Below are 17,278 nucleotides of genomic sequence, written 5' to 3' on the forward strand. Positions count from 1 at the left end.
CAGAACAGAGTTAAATTCGTTGCTGGTATTACTCGACGTCGAGTAATACCAGTTCACCATTGTTGGTATATACCAGCAAGCCTTCACTGGTATTGATCAGAGTGCTGCGGATACCAAAATCACGTCCGCGCACCAGACGCCAGTTAGTTGATTCCGGCTGGTGTGGATAATTCACATGCAATGGACGGGGACGCAGAAGAATCCGCCCGGTCAGACGACCATCCACCTGACTCAGGAAATGCACATAGCCTTCCGCATCCGCTACCGCCAGACTGGAACCAATGGCAGCTACCTGCCCCAGCGTACGCCCGCTGAGCGCCGCCTGATTCCAGCCCATGGCACCAGACAACATGTCGTAAGACTGAATCGCATCATCATCCAGGGTCAGATAGATACTGCCCAGTGCCAGTTCAGGGCTGGTGTAGCTGGAACCGTTTTCCTGCCAGATGACTTCGCCATTCTCAGCAACCGCGGCAATTTTACCGTGATACGACGCGGCATAAATAATACGTCCGTCCTGCACTGGCGCACCGTCGACATCGACCAGGCGCTCCAGTTCTGAACGCCCGTCAGGCACCCCAAGGCGGACATCCCAGCGCGGAATGCCGAGGGTTTTATCCAGGGCAACCAGCTTACCTGTGGCAAAGCCCGTGACGACGAGCTGATCAAGCACGAGTGGCGCACCAGTTCCGCGAACCGAAAGTACCGGCATTCCCGCCTCGTACGACCAGGCCTGAGCACCCGTGTCGCGTTCCAGCGCGGTCACGCGGCCGTCGATGGTCTGAACGAAGACCCGACGGGCATCAGCACTTGCCGTCGCAACCGCTTCGCTCGGCAGCATAGTGCGCCAGAGTTCTTCGCCGGTCTCTGCTGACAGAGCCACCAGCGATCCTTCTTTCAGGCTGACAAAAAGTTGATCGTCTTCCAGCGCGACGCCGCCCAGAATGTCCTGACCGAGATCGGTCGTCCATTCATTGTCACCGTCTTCCAGCGTGAGCGCCGATACGGTTCCCCGGGTGTCGGCTGCATAGACGATGCCATCCGCAACTGCCGCCCGCAGCCGCGTGTAAGTCACTCCCGGACCTTCTCCCAGCGAAGTACGCCAGCGCACAGACACATCAACAGATCCGTCTGTTGCCGCCAGTTCAGTCTTCTGAGTGCTGGCGCAACCGCTGAGCAGTATCAGCGCAGCGCTCAGCGTCACGGCAAGAAGCTTCCGGGGTGTGAGCATCAGGCGTCTTCTCCGCCAGTATTCAGAGTATCGATTTTACGCTGCAGAGTGCTGTTGGTCTGACCCAGAGTCCGGGCAGCTTCCATCGCACGCTGATACGCTTCGCGGGCATCCGCCAGTTGTCCTTTACGGTACAGGGCGTCACCACGGGCCTCTTCAATCTGTGGCGCAAAAGCCGCATCCGCAGACGGTGGCAATGCCGCCAGAGCTTCATCAGCGCGGTCCAGCTGAACCAGTACCGTCGCCAGACGTGCCTGCGCCAGCGATTTCACAGCACCGCTGTCGGCTTCTTTGATCAGCGTTTTCAGTTCTGCCGCCGCGGCTTCGTAATCACCGCTCTGAGCGGCCAGGCGTGCGATAAACAGACTACCGAAGTCAGCGTAAGCCGTGCTCGCGAACTCAGTCTTCAGCTGCTCAGCCAGAGCCTGCATCTCTGTCGCGTTATCCTGATTTTCCTGGGCCGCCAGTTCCACCAGCTGACTGTAGGTCGCAGACGCAGCCTCGCCCGTCGCTACCTTCTGGTCCTGCCAGTAATTCCAGCCGGTGACACCAGCAACCGCTACGGCTGCTGTCGCCAGCAGACCTGTACCGTTCTCAGACCACCATTTTTTAATGATCTCTGCCTGTTCTTCGTCCGTACGCAATTCGCTCATTGTCTGCTCTCCGACAGCCTGTTTCTTATTTTCAGTTCAGATGTTCTTTCAGCCAGTCACTCAACCCGGCCTGTGTAAGGGTCTGCTGATCAGCCCCACCGCGCAGGTCTTTAACGGTTACCTGCCCGGCTTCAATCTCGCTTTCGCCCAGCAGCAGCGCAATCAGCGCACCGCTTTTATCGGCTTTTTTCATCTGGCTCTTGAAGCTACCACCACCGCAATGTGTCTGTATCCGCAGCCACGGCTGTTCGCCACGCAGCTGATCAGACAGCAGAAGTGCCGCTTTTGCAGCCCCTTCGCCGACACCGCAGACATAGATATCGACGGTCTGCATGACTTCCTGCGGGATAACATCAAGCGTTTCCAGCAGCAGGATAAGGCGTTCGACACCCATTGCAAAACCAACGGCAGGCGTGGCTTTACCACCAAGCTGCTCGACCAGACCATCGTAACGTCCGCCAGCACAGACAGTTCCCTGCGCACCCAGCTTGTCTGTTACCCATTCAAAGACGGTTTTGCAGTAGTAATCCAGACCACGGACCAGGCGCTGATTAATCTCGTACTTCACGCCTGCAGCGTCAAGGATACTGCGCAGGGTTGCAAAATCTTCACGACTTTCATCGTCGAGGTAGTCATGCAGCTCTGGGGCATCGGCAAGCAGAGCCTGCGTTTCAGGGTTCTTACTGTCGAGAACCCGCAGCGGGTTCGTTTCAAGACGGCGCTGACTGTCTTCGTCCAGCTGATCCTTACGGGCCGACAGATAATCGACCAGAGCATCCCGGTAACGCGCACGCGCTTCATTGCTGCCGAGGGTGTTGAGCTGCAGCGTCACCGCCTCAGCCAGACCGAGCTGCTGCCATAAACGAGCGGTCATCAGGATCAGTTCAGCATCGACATCAGGCGTTGCCATCCCGAATGTCTCTACCCCAATCTGGTAGAACTGACGGTAACGGCCTTTCTGAGGGCGCTCGTGCCGGAACATAGGACCGGTGTACCAGAGTCGCTGCGTCTGGTTATAGAGCAACCCGGCTTCTTCACAGGCGCGGACACAGCTGGCAGTGCCTTCGGGACGTAAGGTCAGGCTATCGCCATTGCGGTCTTCGAAGGTATACATTTCTTTTTCAACGATATCGGTGACTTCACCAATAGAGCGTTTGAACAGCGCGGTCTGCTCGACAATCGGCATACGGATTTCATCGTAGCCGTATGAGGCCAGCAGATCTTTGACCGTGCCTTCCAGATACTGCCATACCGGGCTCTGCGCCGGCAGGATATCGTTCATTCCACGGATTGCCTGAATTTTATTACTCATAGTCTCTGTCTTGCTGTGACTGATCAGCTTTCGCTGACAATCAGATTTTTACGTTCTTCGTCCAGTTGAGTCGCGCGTTCACGGATCAGACGCTCAAGATCATCAACCAGGGTTTCGTTCTGCAGTTTGCCCGCTGGCTTGCCGTCGATGTACACCAGATTAGGTTGTCCACCGGCCAGACCCAGATCGGTCTCTTTCGCTTCACCCGGACCATTCACAACGCAACCGATCACAGACACACTCATGTCTGTACGGATATCTTCTACGCGCTGCTCCAGCTCATTCATGGTTTTGATGACATCAAAATTCTGACGTGAACAACTTGGACAGGCGATAAAGTTAATGCCGCGGGAGCGAAGCTTCAGCGATTTCAGCATATCCCAGCCGACTTTCACTTCTTCAACCGGATCGGCCGCAAGTGACACGCGGACCGTATCGCCGATGCCATCCCACAACAGCAGTCCAAGTCCGATGGATGACTTAACCGTACCACCACGCAGACCGCCGGCTTCCGTAATACCCAGGTGCAATGGCTGTTCGATCTGATCAGCGATTTTGCGGTACGCGGCCACCGTCATAAAAATATCGGACGCCTTCAGGCTGAGCTTGAAGTCAGGAAAATTCATCCGGTCCAGAATATCGATATGGCGCATTGCGGATTCCACCAGAGCGTCTGGTGTCGGTTCGCCATATTTCTTCTGCAGATCTTTCTCCAGAGAACCGGCATTCACCCCGATACGGATTGGAATATTCTTATCGCGGGCAGCCTCAACTACCGCACGGACTCTGTCTTCGCGACCAATGTTGCCCGGATTAATGCGCAGGCAGTCAACGCCAAGCTCTGCGACGCGCAGCGCGATGCGATAGTCAAAATGAATGTCGGAGACCAGAGGAATATCAACCTGCTTACGGATTTCTCCGAATGCCTCAGCTGCATCCATCGTCGGTACAGAGACACGGACGATATCAGCGCCGGCATCCTGGGCACGACGGATCTGAGCCACAGTCGCGGCCACATCCGTGGTTTCCGTGTTAGTCATGGTCTGAATAGCAATCGGGGCATCGCCGCCGACAGGGACATTACCTACCCAGATCTTACGACTCTTACGTCGTTTGATCGGGTTTTCCATATTCTTGTTCACAGCGTACCCCCGTGCAGGGACTCCTGATATAGGCGATATTCGTTAGATTTCGGGAAGCGTTGCTTCAGCTCTGCCGCCAGCTCAATTGCCCGACCGGTGTTCTGATGAATGGTCAGCAGTTTGATACCCAGCCACAGGCTGTGAGACGTATGTTTAGTCTGACCACGCTTCACCAGGCGGTCAAAACGCTCGTAGTACTTCATCGATTCGTCATAACGCTGGGCTTCGAATAACAACGTCGATGCGTTCACCAGCGCGTCTACGTTATAGGGGGCGAGACGCAGAGACTGTCCATAGGCCTCAATGGCTGCCGCAGGGTTATCCATGCGGTAGAAGTTGAGCGCAAGGTCGTTATAAGCTCCCACCCGATTGTTGTAGTAGCGGTCATTGGCCACTTCTTCGAGATAGGTCCGTGCCTTTTTATACTCTTTGATCTGAGAGTACAGCCGGCCCAGGTGATGTCTGGCCAGAGTGAAGCCCGGATCACCTTTGATTGCTTTCAGATAAAATTCTTCTGCCAGATCCAGTTCGCCTTCGGTCTGCCACACCAGCCCCATAGCGTCATTTGCCGGCGGGTTGTCGGGATCAATTTCCAGGGCTTTGTGGAGTCGGTCTCTGGCCCAGTCCGGGCGCCCTTTCTGAAGATAACCCAGACCCAGCTGGGTATAGTTCTCGACCGCTTTTTCTGGCGATGCCTTTTTCGTAAACCGGCTTTCAGTAACAGTGACGCAGCCGCTCAGTACGACCAGTGGCAGAACAATAAGCAGAGATCTGAGCAACAGACTTCGGGTCATACCTGATTGCCTTCCTGTGGATTATCAAGTTGTACCGCTTTTATATAGCGGGCGCTGCGGCGCGTGCGGTCTTCCACCTTACCGACCAGCTGACCGCAGGCAGCATCAATATCATCCCCGCGGGTGGAGCGGATCGTGGCAATGTAGTCACGACTGATCAGATGGTCCCGGAATTTGTACACGCGGTTGTTACTCGGGCGCTTATAACCCGAGTTCGGGAACGGATTGAACGGGATCAGATTAATCTTACAGGGCGTATTGCGCAGCAGCTGTGCCAGCGCTTCTGCCTGTTCGATGGAATCGTTGACGCCGTCAATCAGGGTATATTCAATCGTTGCTTTGCGGCGATCCGGGAGTTTACCCAGATAGCGGTTGGTGGCATCGATCAGCTCAGCCAGCGGATACTTTTTGTTGATCGGCACAAGGACATTGCGCAGATCATCCGTCGGAGCATGCAGAGAGACGGCCAGAGACACGTCGATCACATCACCCAGTTTATCCATCATAGGGACCACACCGGATGTACTCAGAGTCACCCGACGCTTTGACAGGCCGTAAGCGTTGTCATCCATCATCAGATGCATGGCATCGACCACGTTGTCGAAGTTCAGCAGCGGTTCGCCCATCCCCATCATCACCACATTGGTGATACGACGTTCGCGGCGCTCTCCGGGCTCATGGAAACTCATGGCTGCAACATATACCTGACCGATGATTTCAGCCACGGTCAGGTCCCGGTTAAAGCCCTGTTTACCAGTGGAGCAGAAACTACAGTCCAGAGCGCACCCGATCTGGGAGCTGACACACAGCGTACCGCGGTCTTTCTCTGGAATATAAACGGTCTCAACGGCACTGCCACCTGGCATACGCATCACCCATTTGCGGGTGCCGTCTTTAGAGAAATCTTCATAAACTACTTCAGGCAGGGCAACTTCACTGATCTCTGCCAACTTTGCGCGCAGAGCCTTGCCCATGTTCGTCATCTTCTCGAAATCTGACTCGCCGTACTGATGAATCCATTTCAGCATCTGATGAGCACGGAACTTCTTTTCGCCGATGCTGGCAAAAAACTCTTCCATCTTAGCGGGCGACAGCCCTAACAGATTGATCTTGGCGGGTGTATCAGACATCAGAGATTACCTGGAGTGATGCGTCCTGATTCAGGGTGATCAGGGAAGGGCTCCGCCCTCCCCTTATGCGTCACTCAGCGTGCGCAGATTTCTTCAGCGCTGAAGAAGTATGCGATTTCACGCGCAGCAGATTCTGCAGAGTCAGAACCGTGTACTGCGTTAGCATCGATGCTTTCAGCGAAGTCAGCACGGATAGTGCCTGCCGCAGCTTCTTTAGGGTTAGTTGCACCCATCAGTTCGCGGTTTTTAGCGATCGCGTTTTCACCTTCCAGAACCTGAACAACAACAGGGCCAGAAGTCATGAAACCAACCAGGTCACCGAAGAAAGGACGCTCTTTGTGCTCAGCGTAGAAACCGCCAGCTTTTTCGTCGTCCAGTTTAACCATTTTAGCGGCTACGATCTGCAGACCAGCTTTTTCGAAACGAGTCAGGATTTCACCGATAACGTTTTTACCAACAGCGTCCGGTTTAACGATCGACAGAGTGCGTTCAACAGCCATCTTTATGCTCCAAATTTGTGTGTTTAAGGGTTTGGGATCAAAAACCCGCGGATTATACGCACCTTTCTGTGAAAGTTGTAGAAAGGAACTCCCAATCGCCTGTAAAGACCAATACGCGGACTGCCCGCGGTTACTGGCGGCGCAGCAGGGTCACGACCCGCGTGATTTCCGCCAGCGCGTTTTCAACATCAGCAGACGAGGTATAACGCCCCAGCGTCATACGCAGACCCGCGTGTGCCAGGTCGTCGCTGCGGCCGATGGCTTTCAGCACATACGACGGCTCGACCGATTCCGAGTTACAGGCCGATCCTGAGGACACCGCAACTTTCGCCAGCGACGCCAGCAGAATCTCACCATCGACTCCCGCGAAGCTGACATTCAGATGATTCGCACAGCGCTGAGTTCCGTGACCGTTCAGGTAAACCTCCCCCAGGGCCTGCAGTCCCTGCCAGAGCTGATCTCGCAGCGCTCCGATACGGGCCTGATCCTGCTCCACCTGCTCAGTCACTAAACGGGCGGCCTCGCCCATACCCGCCAGCTGATGAGTAGCCAGCGTTCCCGAGCGCATGCCCCGCTCGTGTCCACCACCGTGCATCTGTGCAGCAATACGTATCTGTGGCTCACGGCGGACATACAAGGCACCGACCCCCTTGGGACCATAAAATTTGTGCGCAGAGACAGACAACAGGTCAACATCCCAGGTCCGGACATCGACAGGCATCTTACCTATCGCCTGAGCGGCATCCACATGCAGGATCGCATCATGAGACTTCAGCAGGGCCGCGATCGCCGGAATGTCGGTCACCGTCCCAAGTTCGTTATTCACAGCCATCAGGCTGACCAGGCAGGTATCAGGCTGCAGGGCATCAGCCACCTGCTCAGGATGTATCAGGCCATCGGCGTCTGGCGCCAGACGGGTCACAGAGACCTGATGCCAGCGCTCCAGCCAGGCGACAGTATCCAGTACCGCCTTGTGCTCAATGGCTGAGGTAATGATATGGAGTGGTGCATCAGGATTCTGCTGACGCAGATATTCAACCCGGCCCTTGATGGCGAGGTTGTTGCTCTCGGTTGCCCCACTGGTCCAGACGATCTCACGCGGGTCGGCGCCCAGCATGTCAGCGACCTGTCGCCTCGCCTGCTCGACGGCCTGCTCCGCCTGCCACCCGAAGCGGTGCGATCTTGACGCCGGGTTAGCAAAATTACCATCGGCAGTCAGGCAACGGGTTATGACGTCCGCCACTTCCGGAGCACAGGGAGTGGTGGCAGCATAATCGAGGTATAAAGGTTTCATATCGGCTTCCGGGATTGGAGAGTGGGCCATTGTCCGCACCCTCCTGGAGAGGTCAAGCGCCAGAGCCTGTCCGGGTCGGTCAGCCCGGCTCGTCGGCAGCGATCAGAGCTTCAATGCGCTGGCTGATCTGGCGGTCCTGACGTTCGGCAGTATCGCGGACTTCACGACGCTCAATCAGCTGACTGAGAGAAATGCCTTTGAGAAAAGCGTGGATCTGATCACTGAGATCCATCCACAGATGATGGGTCAGGCATTCCACACCGTCCTGACAGTCGCCTTTGCGCTGGCAACGGGTTGCATCCATTGATTCATTGACGGCATCAACGATTTCGGCAACGTTAATTTCTTTGTCTTCGCGACTCAGGCGATAACCGCCCCCCGGGCCACGGACGCTGGCCACCAGGCCACCGCGGCGGAGCTTGGCAAACAACTGCTCCAGATAAGAAAGCGATATTCCCTGCCGACCGGAGATATCATTGAGACTGACCGGCCCCTGGCGGGCGTGAATAGCCAGATCCAGCATGGCTGTCACCGCATAGCGGCCTTTGGTCGTTAAACGCATACATTCACCTCATGTGTGTCTGTCTGGATTATGCGTATATCCGAGCAATTCAGTCAACTTTATCCCCGGGCAGAACACCGGACTCTTTATCCGCTCCGAGCTTTTCGTGCAGACTGACAAAGGTCTCTTCTTCGAGTGTCGGCAGCGCATCGTCACAGCTGTGATCGCCGAGGTTATGCAGCGCCCGGCACATGCTGTCGATCTTACGGTCAACGTGGTGCATATGATCCATCAGGTTGTGAATCGAGCGAGCAATCGGGTCCGGCATATCATCTGTCATGCCGTACGCATCAAAGCCGATCTTGGCGGCCATTTCACGGCGACGGTTTTCATCCGCCGTCGTCGCCTTGCGTACAATACGCCCGGGAATGCCCACCACAGTCACGCCATCAGGCACATCTTTGTTCACAACAGCATTCGAGCCGATACGGGCATCACGACCGATAGTGATCGGCCCCAGAACTTTGGCCCCCGCACCCACTACAACACCGTCCTGCAAGGTCGGGTGACGCTTGCCTTTGTTCCAGCTGGTGCCGCCGAGAGTAACCCCGTGGTACAGGGTACAGTCATCGCCAATTTCAGCCGTTTCTCCGATCACGACGCCCATACCATGGTCAATAAAGAAACGACGACCTATCGTTGCCCCCGGATGAATCTCAATTCCGGTCATCCAGCGGCTGAAGGTAGACAACAGCCGCGCCAGCCACTTCAGCCCCCGCAGCCAGAGCCAGTTTGCCAGGCGATAGTGGATAATCGCATGTACGCCGGGGTAAGTGGTCAGCACTTCAAATGTGTTACGCGCCGCCGGGTCCCGGTCGAACACGCAGGCGATGTCTTCACGCAGTGTACTGAGGCTCAATCCTCTTCCCCTTTCTTCTGATGTGCGCGTTCTGCGGTGCGTTCTACGGCGACCAGCATGCCACGCAGGATATTGATTTCCATCCTGTCTGGTGCCGCGCGCTGAAACAGGCGCCGCATCCGGGACATAAGCTGCTTAGGAGTATTGGGGTCAAGGAAGCCAATCTCAACCAGTGTCTTTTCCATATGCTGCAACATACCGTTCAGCTGCTCGTGTGTTGCCATCGGGTAATCCCAGTCCACACCCCAGCGCGCCTCATCGGCAGAGTCATTTTCCGCAGGCAGGGAGGCTAACCGCAACTCATAGCACAGCACCTGAATCGCCTGGGCGACATTCAGCGAGGAGAAGGCTTCGTCGGTAGGGATATGCACATGCGCGTGACACAGGTGCAGCTCTTCGTTGGTCAGCCCGCGGCTTTCGCGACCAAACACCACCGCGATCTCGTTGTCTGCCGCAGCCGCCTGAGCGGCCCGGTCGGCACACTGACGGGGTGACATCAGTGGCCAGGGAATCGAACGGCTGCGCGCACTGGTACCGACCACCAGGCCACAATCGGCGATGGCTTCTTCAAGCGTGGCCGTGATCACGACGTTATCGAGAATATCTTCAGCCCGTGACGAGCGCTGAATTGCCTCTTCGTCGACCGCCGCAATCGGATCAACCAGATAAAGGCGACTCAACCCCATATTCTTCATGGCCCGCGCCGCCGCACCAATATTGCCGGAGTGGGTCGTATTGACCATCACAATACGGATCTGATTCAACATCGCTGCGCCTGCTACCTGTTTCGACTGTAAAGTCCGGGAGTTTATCGTAAAACGGGCTTCGCCAACCACTTATACGCTGATATACTGCGCGCCCTATTTTGATCGGGCGGCGCCACAAGCGGCGCCCGGCAACGTTCTTTACACAGACAGGAATGCTCATATGCAACCCATGGTGAATCTGGCGTTGCGCGCCGCGCGTAATGCAGGACAGGACCTTGTGCGTCGACTCGACCGCTTTGATGCTGCTCAGAGTACCGACCAGGAAAAAGCGAAATTCATCGCAGACTGCACGATCGGTCTGGAGAAAGGCATTATCTTCGAACTGAAGAAGTCCCTGCCTGACCACAACTATGAAGGCCGTGAGACGGGCCTGAATGGTACCGATGACAAGCAGCCGACCTGGCAGATCTGTGTGATCGACGATATTGCTAACTTCCGCGTGGGCATTCCTGCATTCGCCATCATCATCTCATGCATGGTGAACGGCAAAACTGAGCATGCTGTTATCCTTAACCCGATGAACGGTGACGAGTTCACAGCTTCACGCGGCCGTGGCGCTCAGCTGAACAACCGTCGCATCCGCTGCGGATCGCAGAACACCCTGTCTGATGCAATTACTGCGTTCACTCAGCCTATGGGCCTGAGCGATACCGCGTCACAACAGCGCGCTAAAATAAACACCCTGATGCAATCCGGCTACGATGTGCGCAGCATTGGCTCCAATGCCCTGACGCTGTCTTATGTCGCTGCCGATCGCTTCCAGGCTGCCTTTATTTCAGATATGGACAGCTTTTCTCTGAATGCAGGCGGTCTGATCGCGTCTGAAGCCGGTTGTCTGCTGGCAGACATCAACGGGCAACCCCGCATTGCTGCGCCAGCCAACGTCGCTGTCGCTAACCCTCGCCTGCTGAAGTCTCTCCTGACTCTCTGATCAGCATCTGGCCAGTTCAGAACTCCGGTCTATACTCAGATAGTTGACCGGAGGATCTGATATGTTCTGGCATAAATTTCAGTTACTGCTTTGCTGGCTGGGCGAAGCTCAGTCATGTGATCATCTTGAATTCCATCGTCCAGATGGTGACCATCAGGCGTAAAAAAAGCGGCCTGCGCCGCTTTTTCTATTGCTTTCTGTTCAGCGGATCGCCGATACGTCTTCAGCCTGCGGGCCCTTATCACCACGCACAACCGAAAACTTAACGCGCTGCCCTTCTGACAGTGAGCGGTGGCCCTGGCCGCGGATTGAACGGAAGTGAACAAATACATCTTCCCCTTCGTCCCACGTAATAAAGCCAAAGCCCTTCTTAACATTGAACCACTTCACCACACCGCGTTCCCGTCCGTCTTCTACATCAGACTCAACGACGGTACCACTGCTGCGCTGACGACGACGACGTACTGGCACCAGCTGCGCGGAGGCGAAACTCATGGCAAACGTCAGGACACCCAGCACGGCCAGCATAGCCACCACGCCTTCCGCGCGGAGCAAACCAGCGACCGTCAGCGCACTACCGTCCGCCAGCATCAGTCCTTTTGCCATTGCACCCAGCAGCCCCGCTACAACCAGAGGCGCGAGTACAGCGAATACCACTGCAACCACTATTTTACGAATCATTAACTTACCCATGTGTTATCTCTATTCCCGCATTGTTATCATCAACGCCTGCGGCTTGTGACTCTCAGGCCATTGACAAGTCGGCTATGAAAGCCCAATTAGTCAAAAAAATCAACACGATAGCATCCGGGATGCCCATGACATCTAGCGCCGATCAACATTCTCAGGACCAGATCACCGAACTGGAAACCAGAATTACCTTCCTCGAAGACACCGTCGATACCCTGAATCAGGAGCTCGCGACCCTGTCAGCTGACTTCCGAGTAGCCAAAGAGGCTCTCAAGATGGTGTATGCAAAACTTGAGAATCTTCAGTCCGGAGATGGCGGAATCCGCAACCCGGCTGACGAGCCACCCCCCCCACATTACTGATACCGGGCGAATGGCTGAAAAGAACCAGTTTTTACCCGTGCGTAACATTTAAACGCATCTTTTGTGGGAGTACACTAAGCGCCTTTTCAGCACCGCAGTGCGTCATGCTTCATCTGTCACAATGAATGCGCACTGTGGTGATTCCACGCCTATACAACCAGGTCTGATTATGAGTGTTATCAGAAAAGTAAGGACCAGCCTGATCAGCTGGCAACAGAAAATTCTTTATCGCCTGATCAAAACCAAAGTCATTGGTGCCGATATGAAATCATCAGGCATCGATCCCGAAAAGCCAATTATTTACGCCATGCAATATCCCTCCTACGCGGAGCAGATGGTGATAGATAAAGAAGTCAGTAAATTCGGCTGGCGTACCCCCTTCCAGCAACTCCTCAGCAAAAGCCTTCCGGGCCGTCCGTTTTTCAGCGTCTATAAACGCCCGGGAAATCCTTTCAGAAAAGACGGTGTTCCGATCGTCGCCCGTCAGATGCAACGCCAGGCCGAATGGATGCTGGCCGAAAAAGGCCGCGATATTCAGGTCGTGCCCGTCCGAGTCATGTGGGGCCGTGCTCCGGAGCGTGAACGTTCATTTCTGCGTATCTGGTTGCAGAACAGCGGCGCACTGGGCAGCCGCCTGATGACATTTTTTGCTGTGATGTTTAACGGCCGCAATACCTTCGTACATTTCAGTCAGCCACTGTCACTCCGTGAACTCGCGGGCGATGCCAGCTCTGCTGAAATCGTAGCGCGCAAGCTGTCACGGGTCCTGCGGGTACACAACCGCCAGGTGACCAACTCGGTACTGGGCCCTGAGTTATCACACCGCCGCACCTTAGTGCACCAGATCCCCAACCGCCCCCTGGTGCGTCAGGTCATTGATGAAGAGATTGAGCAGAAGGCCACGTCCCGTGACCGTTTGCAGGCTCAGGCGCTTAAATACGCGGATGAAATTGCGTCCAATATTTCCTACACCAATGTTCGCTTCCTCGACCACCTGCTCACCTGGGTCTGGAATAAAATCTACAACGGCACGGAAATTCACAATCTTGAGCCACTGAAAGAAGTTAGCAAAGATAATACGATTATTTATGTGCCCTGCCATCGCAGCCACATCGATTACCTGCTGCTGTCTTACGTGCTTTATCACAAAGGGTTGCAACTGCCTCACATTGCAGCGGGTATCAACCTGAATATGCCGGTGGTCGGATCTATCCTGCGTCGTGGCGGTGCTTTCTTTATGCGCCGTACGTTCCGTGACAACCGACTCTACGCCGCAGTGTTTGACGAATATCTGCATTCTGTTTTCACCCACGGCTATTCCACTGAGTATTTCGTTGAAGGTGGCCGTAGCCGCACCGGGCGGACTCTGAGTCCGAAAGCAGGCATGCTGGCGATGACGCTGCGTTCTTATCTGCGGGATTCCCGTAAGCCGATTATTTTTGTCCCGGTCTACACCGGATACGAAAAAGTGTTCGAAGAGAAAAGCTACCTCGGCGAATTACGTGGCAAGACGAAAAAGAAAGAGAGCCTGCTGGATGTACTCGGCACACTGCGCTCATTTAAAAAATCATTCGGCAAAGTGAACGTTACCTTTGGTGAACCCGTCCACCTGACAGAATTTCTGAACGAACGTCGACCTGGCTGGGATACCGAAGACTACAGCGATACGTCGTTCCGTCCTGACTGGGCACCGGCCATGGTCGACCAGCTGGCCCGGAGGGTTACAACAGAAATCAACCGTGCAGCTTCCGTTAACCCGATCAATCTGATCGCTATGACGATTCTCTCTGCGCCACGCCAGGCCATGGATGAAACGCAGCTGGTACGTCAGATGGAAGCCTACCGCGACCTGCTTGCTATGGCTCCTTACACGGATATGACCGTACTGCCACAAGGGCACGGCAAAGACTGGCTCGCTCATGCCGAAGAGCTGGATACCGTGTCACGCAGTAAACACGCAATGGGCGATCTGATTCAGACCAATGAGCGCCAGGCCGTCACGCTGACTTACTACCGCAACAATATTCTCCATATTTTTGCACTGCCTTCCCTGATTGCCTGCCTGCTGCTGAATAACCGCCGGAATTCCTTCGAAGATATCCGCAGTCACTGCCATGTGCTATATCCATTCCTTAAAGCAGAACTGTTTCTGCATTGGGAAAAAGACACGCTCGATAAGGCAATCAGCCACTGGCTGGATGTCTTCTGTCAGCGTGGCTATATCACCCAGAACGGCGACTATTATCACTGCGCTGATTCAGACAGTGAGCAGTTCCCGCACCTGCAGGGTATGGCAGAACACATCATGCAGACACTGCAGCGATACTTTCTGGCCACCTCACGTCTGCAGAAGCAAGGCAGTGGCAATATCTCTGCCGCCCAGCTTGAAGAGCAATCAACTCTGCTGGCACAGCGCCTGAGTCTGCTTTATGGAATTAATGCACCGGAGTTTTTTGATAAGGCTCTGTTCCGCACGCTGATTCAGGAGCTGATCCGGGCAGAAATGATCAGTGAGGGACAGGACGGTACATTATCGTTTGATGAAGGGCTTAACCCTCTCACCGACATACTCGAAAACGTACTCAACGGCGCACTGCGCCAGACGATCCTGAGCAGTATCTGATGACACTGCCCCGGCTACACCGGGGCAGCCTCACTCTTCTGGCGCACTCACCTTCGCGAGTGCATACACATCAAAGCGGTTCGATTTCCCTGTAAGACTGTAAGATGGCGCCTTCCCCGCGAGAGGAGCTGCTTTGCGCGCCCGCTTAACCACGACCCGACAACGGGCGCATGACATGGCACGGGCGAGTAATTCATCGGCGTCCAGATCCTGCCCGACAATATCCCGGAAGGCCTGCATGTCTTTCTTAACCGCTGCGGTCTGGCGCGGATCATGATCAAACATGGGGTCCAGATAGACAATATCTGCAAGCCAACCCTGAGCGGGCGGCACCAGTAAATCGTGACTGGAGCCGAAGCTGAGTTGAATTCTCTCACAGACTGGCCCTGCCTCCGGATCATCTGTCGCACGCAACAGACCATCTTCGAGGAGTGCGGCAACCACAGGCTGGCGTTCAAATGCCTTCACCTGGCAGCCCAGACTGGCGAGCACAAATGCATCACGGCCTAAACCCGCAGTGGCATCCACCACAGTCGGAATATACCCCGAGCTGACCCCGACAGCCTTGGCAATGTCCTGGCCTTTTCCACCGCCAAATTTTCTCCGGTGAGCGACCGCCCCACCACAGAAATCAACCACGACCCGGGTTTTAGGCGAGCCCCCCTGACGCAGACTCAGGCCGTCATCATCAAGGCACAGGTGATGTCCCGGCTGATCAAGCATATCAGCGGTTCCCGGTGTAAAACCGTAAGTTGTACAGAGAGCATTGAATCGCTCACCACAACTTGTCGTGAGCGGAATCAGGCAGGCCATATCAGATAAAGAAGGCGATCAGAACCGCCCCCAGAATCAGCCGGTAAACCACAAACGGCATCATTCCGATACGGTTAATAAAAGCGAGGAAATAATAAATGCAGACCCAGGCACTGACCGCGGAAATTGCTACGCCCAACGTCAGCGCCCGCCAGTCAACAGGGCCCGCCTCCTGGACGAGATCGAGCGTCTTAAGTGCGCCAGCCGCAAGAATCAGAGGTACTGACAATAAAAACGAAAAGCGCGCAGCATCTACCCGCTGAAGGCCGAGAAACAGAGCAGCAGTAATGGTAATACCCGACCGCGACGTCCCGGGAATCAGAGCGAACATCTGGGCAACGCCAATCACCAGCGCCATCATCAGAGTCATCCCCGCCAGACTGACCTCGCCCTGCCGGACCCGGTCTGAAATACCAAGCAGAATACCAAAGCCGATGGTGGTCGCAGCGATCACTGCGGTTGAACGCAGATTTGCTTCAATCCAGTCGTCGAACAGAAGGCCAGCAAGCCCTGCTGGGATGGTTGCCAGACCTACATACCAGGCCAGCCGCCCATTATTATCCGGCTGACGCGTAAATCCGGTGGTCACCCAGCCGTGTATCAGACCGCTGATGTCTTTGCGGAAGTACAGCATGACCGCAGCAAGGGTGCCGACATGAACGGCAACATCAAATGCCAGCCCCTGATCTTCCCAACCAAACATACGCGATGGGAGGATGAGATGCGCCGAACTGGAGATCGGCAAAAACTCAGTCAGCCCCTGAAGAACAGCAAGAACGATAACTTCAATCAGATCCACGACACTTTCCCTATATCAAGGTGTTGAATGAAACAGCCTCAGCGTTTCAGAAGGCTTGGCTGTTCGTCGAGTTTTTTCCAGGCAACCGAGTTGCGCAGATATACCGGCGGATGAGCATCAGCATCCCCAAACTTACCGTCTTTCCAGGCTTCAGCAGCGAGACGGGACATCGTTCGGGCTTCGGGACGAATTCCCGAGTAGGTAAGATCACAGCCAGCAAAGGGCATCAGTTGAAGACCGTCTCCGGCAATCACCCCATCCCAGTCCGCAATGGCCTCCAGACAAGCTTCCGGACTTCCGACCTGCTCATCCCCTGCAGGAACGCAAATTCCATTCTGAAGCTCGTAGGTGCCCCAGAATACTTCTCCCATATGGGCATCCATAAGAGTAAGCGCACGAGGACGGGTGTCTTCAGAAAGTGCCGCCTGTGCAATTGTCGCCAGAGACGAGATCCCACATACAGGAAGATCCAGCGCCAGAGATACGCCCTGAGCAACAGCCACCGCAATCCGGATACCGGTAAAAGAACCCGGTCCACAACCGAAAGCCACGCCATCGAGCTCAGAACGACTGATTCCGGCATCACTCATTAATTCGTCAACCATTGGCAACAGGCGTTGCGCATGCCTGCGGGGCTGATCTTCCGTCAACCAGAGGGTTTCGCCATTCAGGTTCAGGGCAACAGAACACAGGGTGGAAGAAGCATCGAGAATGAGTAACGAGGACATAACAGCAGGTCTGCAGATTTCAGTGTCGAGAGTATAACAAGGTTCCTGCCTACTCCTGAATAACAGATTGCCAGCCCTGTCAGACTGA

18 protein-coding genes are annotated in these 17,278 nt (G+C 55.1%); 3 read left to right on the plus strand and 15 right to left on the minus strand.

Going from position 1 to position 17,278, the window contains the following annotated elements; genetic code table 11:
• Positions 1-28: 28 nt before the first annotated feature.
• The 11 genes from bamB to trmJ all read right to left on the minus strand — a co-directional run bounded on the left by bamB (position 29) and on the right by trmJ (position 10,244).
• Complete coding sequence (gene bamB, locus Q1L85_RS02560) at positions 29-1,231, minus strand: outer membrane protein assembly factor BamB (RefSeq protein WP_300428011.1); 1,203 nt, start codon at positions 1,229-1,231, stop codon at positions 29-31.
• On the minus strand, positions 1,231-1,884 hold the full coding sequence (locus Q1L85_RS02565) for a tetratricopeptide repeat protein (RefSeq protein ID WP_300428010.1): 654 nt from the start codon (positions 1,882-1,884) through the stop codon (positions 1,231-1,233). The genes bamB and Q1L85_RS02565 overlap by 1 nt, the downstream gene beginning before the upstream one ends.
• A gap of 31 nt (positions 1,885-1,915) precedes the next feature.
• Positions 1,916-3,196 carry a histidine--tRNA ligase gene (hisS, locus tag Q1L85_RS02570; RefSeq protein ID WP_300428009.1) on the minus strand — a complete coding sequence of 427 codons (1,281 nt, stop codon included), beginning with the start codon at positions 3,194-3,196 and terminating at the stop codon, positions 1,916-1,918.
• Positions 3,197-3,219: 23 nt separating this feature from the next.
• Entirely contained in the window at positions 3,220-4,326 is a 1,107-nt protein-coding gene (gene ispG / locus Q1L85_RS02575) for a flavodoxin-dependent (E)-4-hydroxy-3-methylbut-2-enyl-diphosphate synthase (RefSeq protein WP_300428020.1), read from the minus strand.
• An 8-nt stretch (positions 4,327-4,334) separates the two neighbouring features.
• Entirely contained in the window at positions 4,335-5,132 is a 798-nt protein-coding gene (locus Q1L85_RS02580; RefSeq protein WP_300428008.1) for a tetratricopeptide repeat protein, read from the minus strand.
• Positions 5,129-6,262: a 23S rRNA (adenine(2503)-C(2))-methyltransferase RlmN gene (gene rlmN, locus Q1L85_RS02585; RefSeq protein WP_300432175.1), complete on the minus strand. Its 1,134-nt coding sequence runs from the start codon at positions 6,260-6,262 to the stop codon at positions 5,129-5,131. Before rlmN ends, Q1L85_RS02580 begins: the two co-directional genes overlap by 4 nt.
• A 74-nt stretch (positions 6,263-6,336) precedes the next feature.
• Positions 6,337-6,762, minus strand: coding sequence for a nucleoside-diphosphate kinase (gene ndk / locus Q1L85_RS02590; RefSeq protein WP_300428566.1), 426 nt, complete (start codon positions 6,760-6,762; stop codon positions 6,337-6,339).
• Positions 6,763-6,892: 130 nt separating this feature from the next.
• On the minus strand, positions 6,893-8,056 hold the full coding sequence (locus tag Q1L85_RS02595; RefSeq protein WP_300428565.1) for an aminotransferase class V-fold PLP-dependent enzyme: 1,164 nt from the start codon (positions 8,054-8,056) through the stop codon (positions 6,893-6,895).
• Between the two features lie 79 nt (positions 8,057-8,135).
• Complete coding sequence (gene iscR / locus Q1L85_RS02600; RefSeq protein ID WP_300428564.1) at positions 8,136-8,618, minus strand: Fe-S cluster assembly transcriptional regulator IscR; 483 nt, start codon at positions 8,616-8,618, stop codon at positions 8,136-8,138.
• Positions 8,619-8,667: 49 nt separating this feature from the next.
• On the minus strand, positions 8,668-9,477 hold the full coding sequence (gene cysE, locus Q1L85_RS02605; RefSeq protein ID WP_300428563.1) for a serine O-acetyltransferase: 810 nt from the start codon (positions 9,475-9,477) through the stop codon (positions 8,668-8,670).
• Entirely contained in the window at positions 9,474-10,244 is a 771-nt protein-coding gene (gene trmJ, locus Q1L85_RS02610) for a tRNA (cytosine(32)/uridine(32)-2'-O)-methyltransferase TrmJ (protein ID WP_300432178.1), read from the minus strand. Before trmJ ends, cysE begins: the two co-directional genes overlap by 4 nt.
• 160 nt (positions 10,245-10,404) lie before the next feature.
• Between trmJ and Q1L85_RS02615 the strand changes: the two genes are divergently transcribed.
• Entirely contained in the window at positions 10,405-11,175 is a 771-nt protein-coding gene (locus Q1L85_RS02615; protein ID WP_300425684.1) for an inositol monophosphatase family protein, read from the plus strand.
• Positions 11,176-11,376: 201 nt separating this feature from the next.
• Here Q1L85_RS02615 and Q1L85_RS02620 read toward each other — a convergent pair whose 3' ends face one another.
• The gene (locus Q1L85_RS02620) at positions 11,377-11,856 is read right to left on the minus strand and encodes a cold shock domain-containing protein (RefSeq protein WP_300425682.1); all 480 of its coding nucleotides are present in this window, start codon (positions 11,854-11,856) and stop codon (positions 11,377-11,379) included.
• 137 nt (positions 11,857-11,993) lie between these two features.
• On the opposite strand from Q1L85_RS02620, the gene Q1L85_RS02625 reads away from it, so the two are divergent.
• On the plus strand, positions 11,994-12,227 hold the full coding sequence (locus Q1L85_RS02625; protein ID WP_300425681.1) for a SlyX family protein: 234 nt from the start codon (positions 11,994-11,996) through the stop codon (positions 12,225-12,227).
• Between the two features lie 169 nt (positions 12,228-12,396).
• Positions 12,397-14,850, plus strand: a complete 2,454-nt coding sequence (plsB, locus tag Q1L85_RS02630) for a glycerol-3-phosphate 1-O-acyltransferase PlsB (protein WP_300425680.1) — start codon at positions 12,397-12,399, stop codon at positions 14,848-14,850.
• A gap of 30 nt (positions 14,851-14,880) precedes the next feature.
• Here the strand turns inward: plsB and Q1L85_RS02635 are convergent, their stop codons facing one another.
• The 3 genes from Q1L85_RS02635 to tsaB form a co-directional block, all read right to left on the minus strand.
• Positions 14,881-15,573 (minus strand): class I SAM-dependent methyltransferase, encoded by a 693-nt coding sequence (locus tag Q1L85_RS02635; RefSeq protein ID WP_300425679.1) that lies wholly within the window; start codon positions 15,571-15,573, stop codon positions 14,881-14,883.
• A 91-nt stretch (positions 15,574-15,664) separates the two neighbouring features.
• Positions 15,665-16,462, minus strand: coding sequence for an undecaprenyl-diphosphate phosphatase (locus tag Q1L85_RS02640; RefSeq protein ID WP_300425677.1), 798 nt, complete (start codon positions 16,460-16,462; stop codon positions 15,665-15,667).
• Between the two features lie 38 nt (positions 16,463-16,500).
• A complete protein-coding gene (gene tsaB, locus Q1L85_RS02645; protein WP_300425675.1) occupies positions 16,501-17,190 on the minus strand; it encodes a tRNA (adenosine(37)-N6)-threonylcarbamoyltransferase complex dimerization subunit type 1 TsaB in 690 nt (229 codons plus the stop codon).
• Between the last annotated feature and the right edge of the window lie 88 nt (positions 17,191-17,278).

This window comes from uncultured Thalassolituus sp. (assembly GCF_950066645.1).
Lineage (GTDB): Bacteria > Pseudomonadota > Gammaproteobacteria > Pseudomonadales > Oceanobacteraceae > Thalassolituus.

Coding starts and splice junctions, on each gene's coding strand:
- bamB (WP_300428011.1), bottom strand. CDS start 1,231: ATGCTCACACCCCGGAAGCTTCTTGCCGTGACGCTGAGCGCTGCGCTG.
- Q1L85_RS02565 (WP_300428010.1), bottom strand. CDS start 1,884: ATGAGCGAATTGCGTACGGACGAAGAACAGGCAGAGATCATTAAAAAA.
- hisS (WP_300428009.1), bottom strand. CDS start 3,196: ATGAGTAATAAAATTCAGGCAATCCGTGGAATGAACGATATCCTGCCG.
- ispG (WP_300428020.1), bottom strand. CDS start 4,326: ATGGAAAACCCGATCAAACGACGTAAGAGTCGTAAGATCTGGGTAGGT.
- Q1L85_RS02580 (WP_300428008.1), bottom strand. CDS start 5,132: ATGACCCGAAGTCTGTTGCTCAGATCTCTGCTTATTGTTCTGCCACTG.
- rlmN (WP_300432175.1), bottom strand. CDS start 6,262: ATGTCTGATACACCCGCCAAGATCAATCTGTTAGGGCTGTCGCCCGCT.
- ndk (WP_300428566.1), bottom strand. CDS start 6,762: ATGGCTGTTGAACGCACTCTGTCGATCGTTAAACCGGACGCTGTTGGT.
- Q1L85_RS02595 (WP_300428565.1), bottom strand. CDS start 8,056: ATGAAACCTTTATACCTCGATTATGCTGCCACCACTCCCTGTGCTCCG.
- iscR (WP_300428564.1), bottom strand. CDS start 8,618: ATGCGTTTAACGACCAAAGGCCGCTATGCGGTGACAGCCATGCTGGAT.
- trmJ (WP_300432178.1), bottom strand. CDS start 10,244: ATGTTGAATCAGATCCGTATTGTGATGGTCAATACGACCCACTCCGGC.
- Q1L85_RS02615 (WP_300425684.1), top strand. CDS start 10,405: ATGCAACCCATGGTGAATCTGGCGTTGCGCGCCGCGCGTAATGCAGGA.
- Q1L85_RS02620 (WP_300425682.1), bottom strand. CDS start 11,856: ATGATTCGTAAAATAGTGGTTGCAGTGGTATTCGCTGTACTCGCGCCT.
- Q1L85_RS02625 (WP_300425681.1), top strand. CDS start 11,994: ATGACATCTAGCGCCGATCAACATTCTCAGGACCAGATCACCGAACTG.
- plsB (WP_300425680.1), top strand. CDS start 12,397: ATGAGTGTTATCAGAAAAGTAAGGACCAGCCTGATCAGCTGGCAACAG.
- Q1L85_RS02635 (WP_300425679.1), bottom strand. CDS start 15,573: ATGCTTGATCAGCCGGGACATCACCTGTGCCTTGATGATGACGGCCTG.
- tsaB (WP_300425675.1), bottom strand. CDS start 17,190: ATGTCCTCGTTACTCATTCTCGATGCTTCTTCCACCCTGTGTTCTGTT.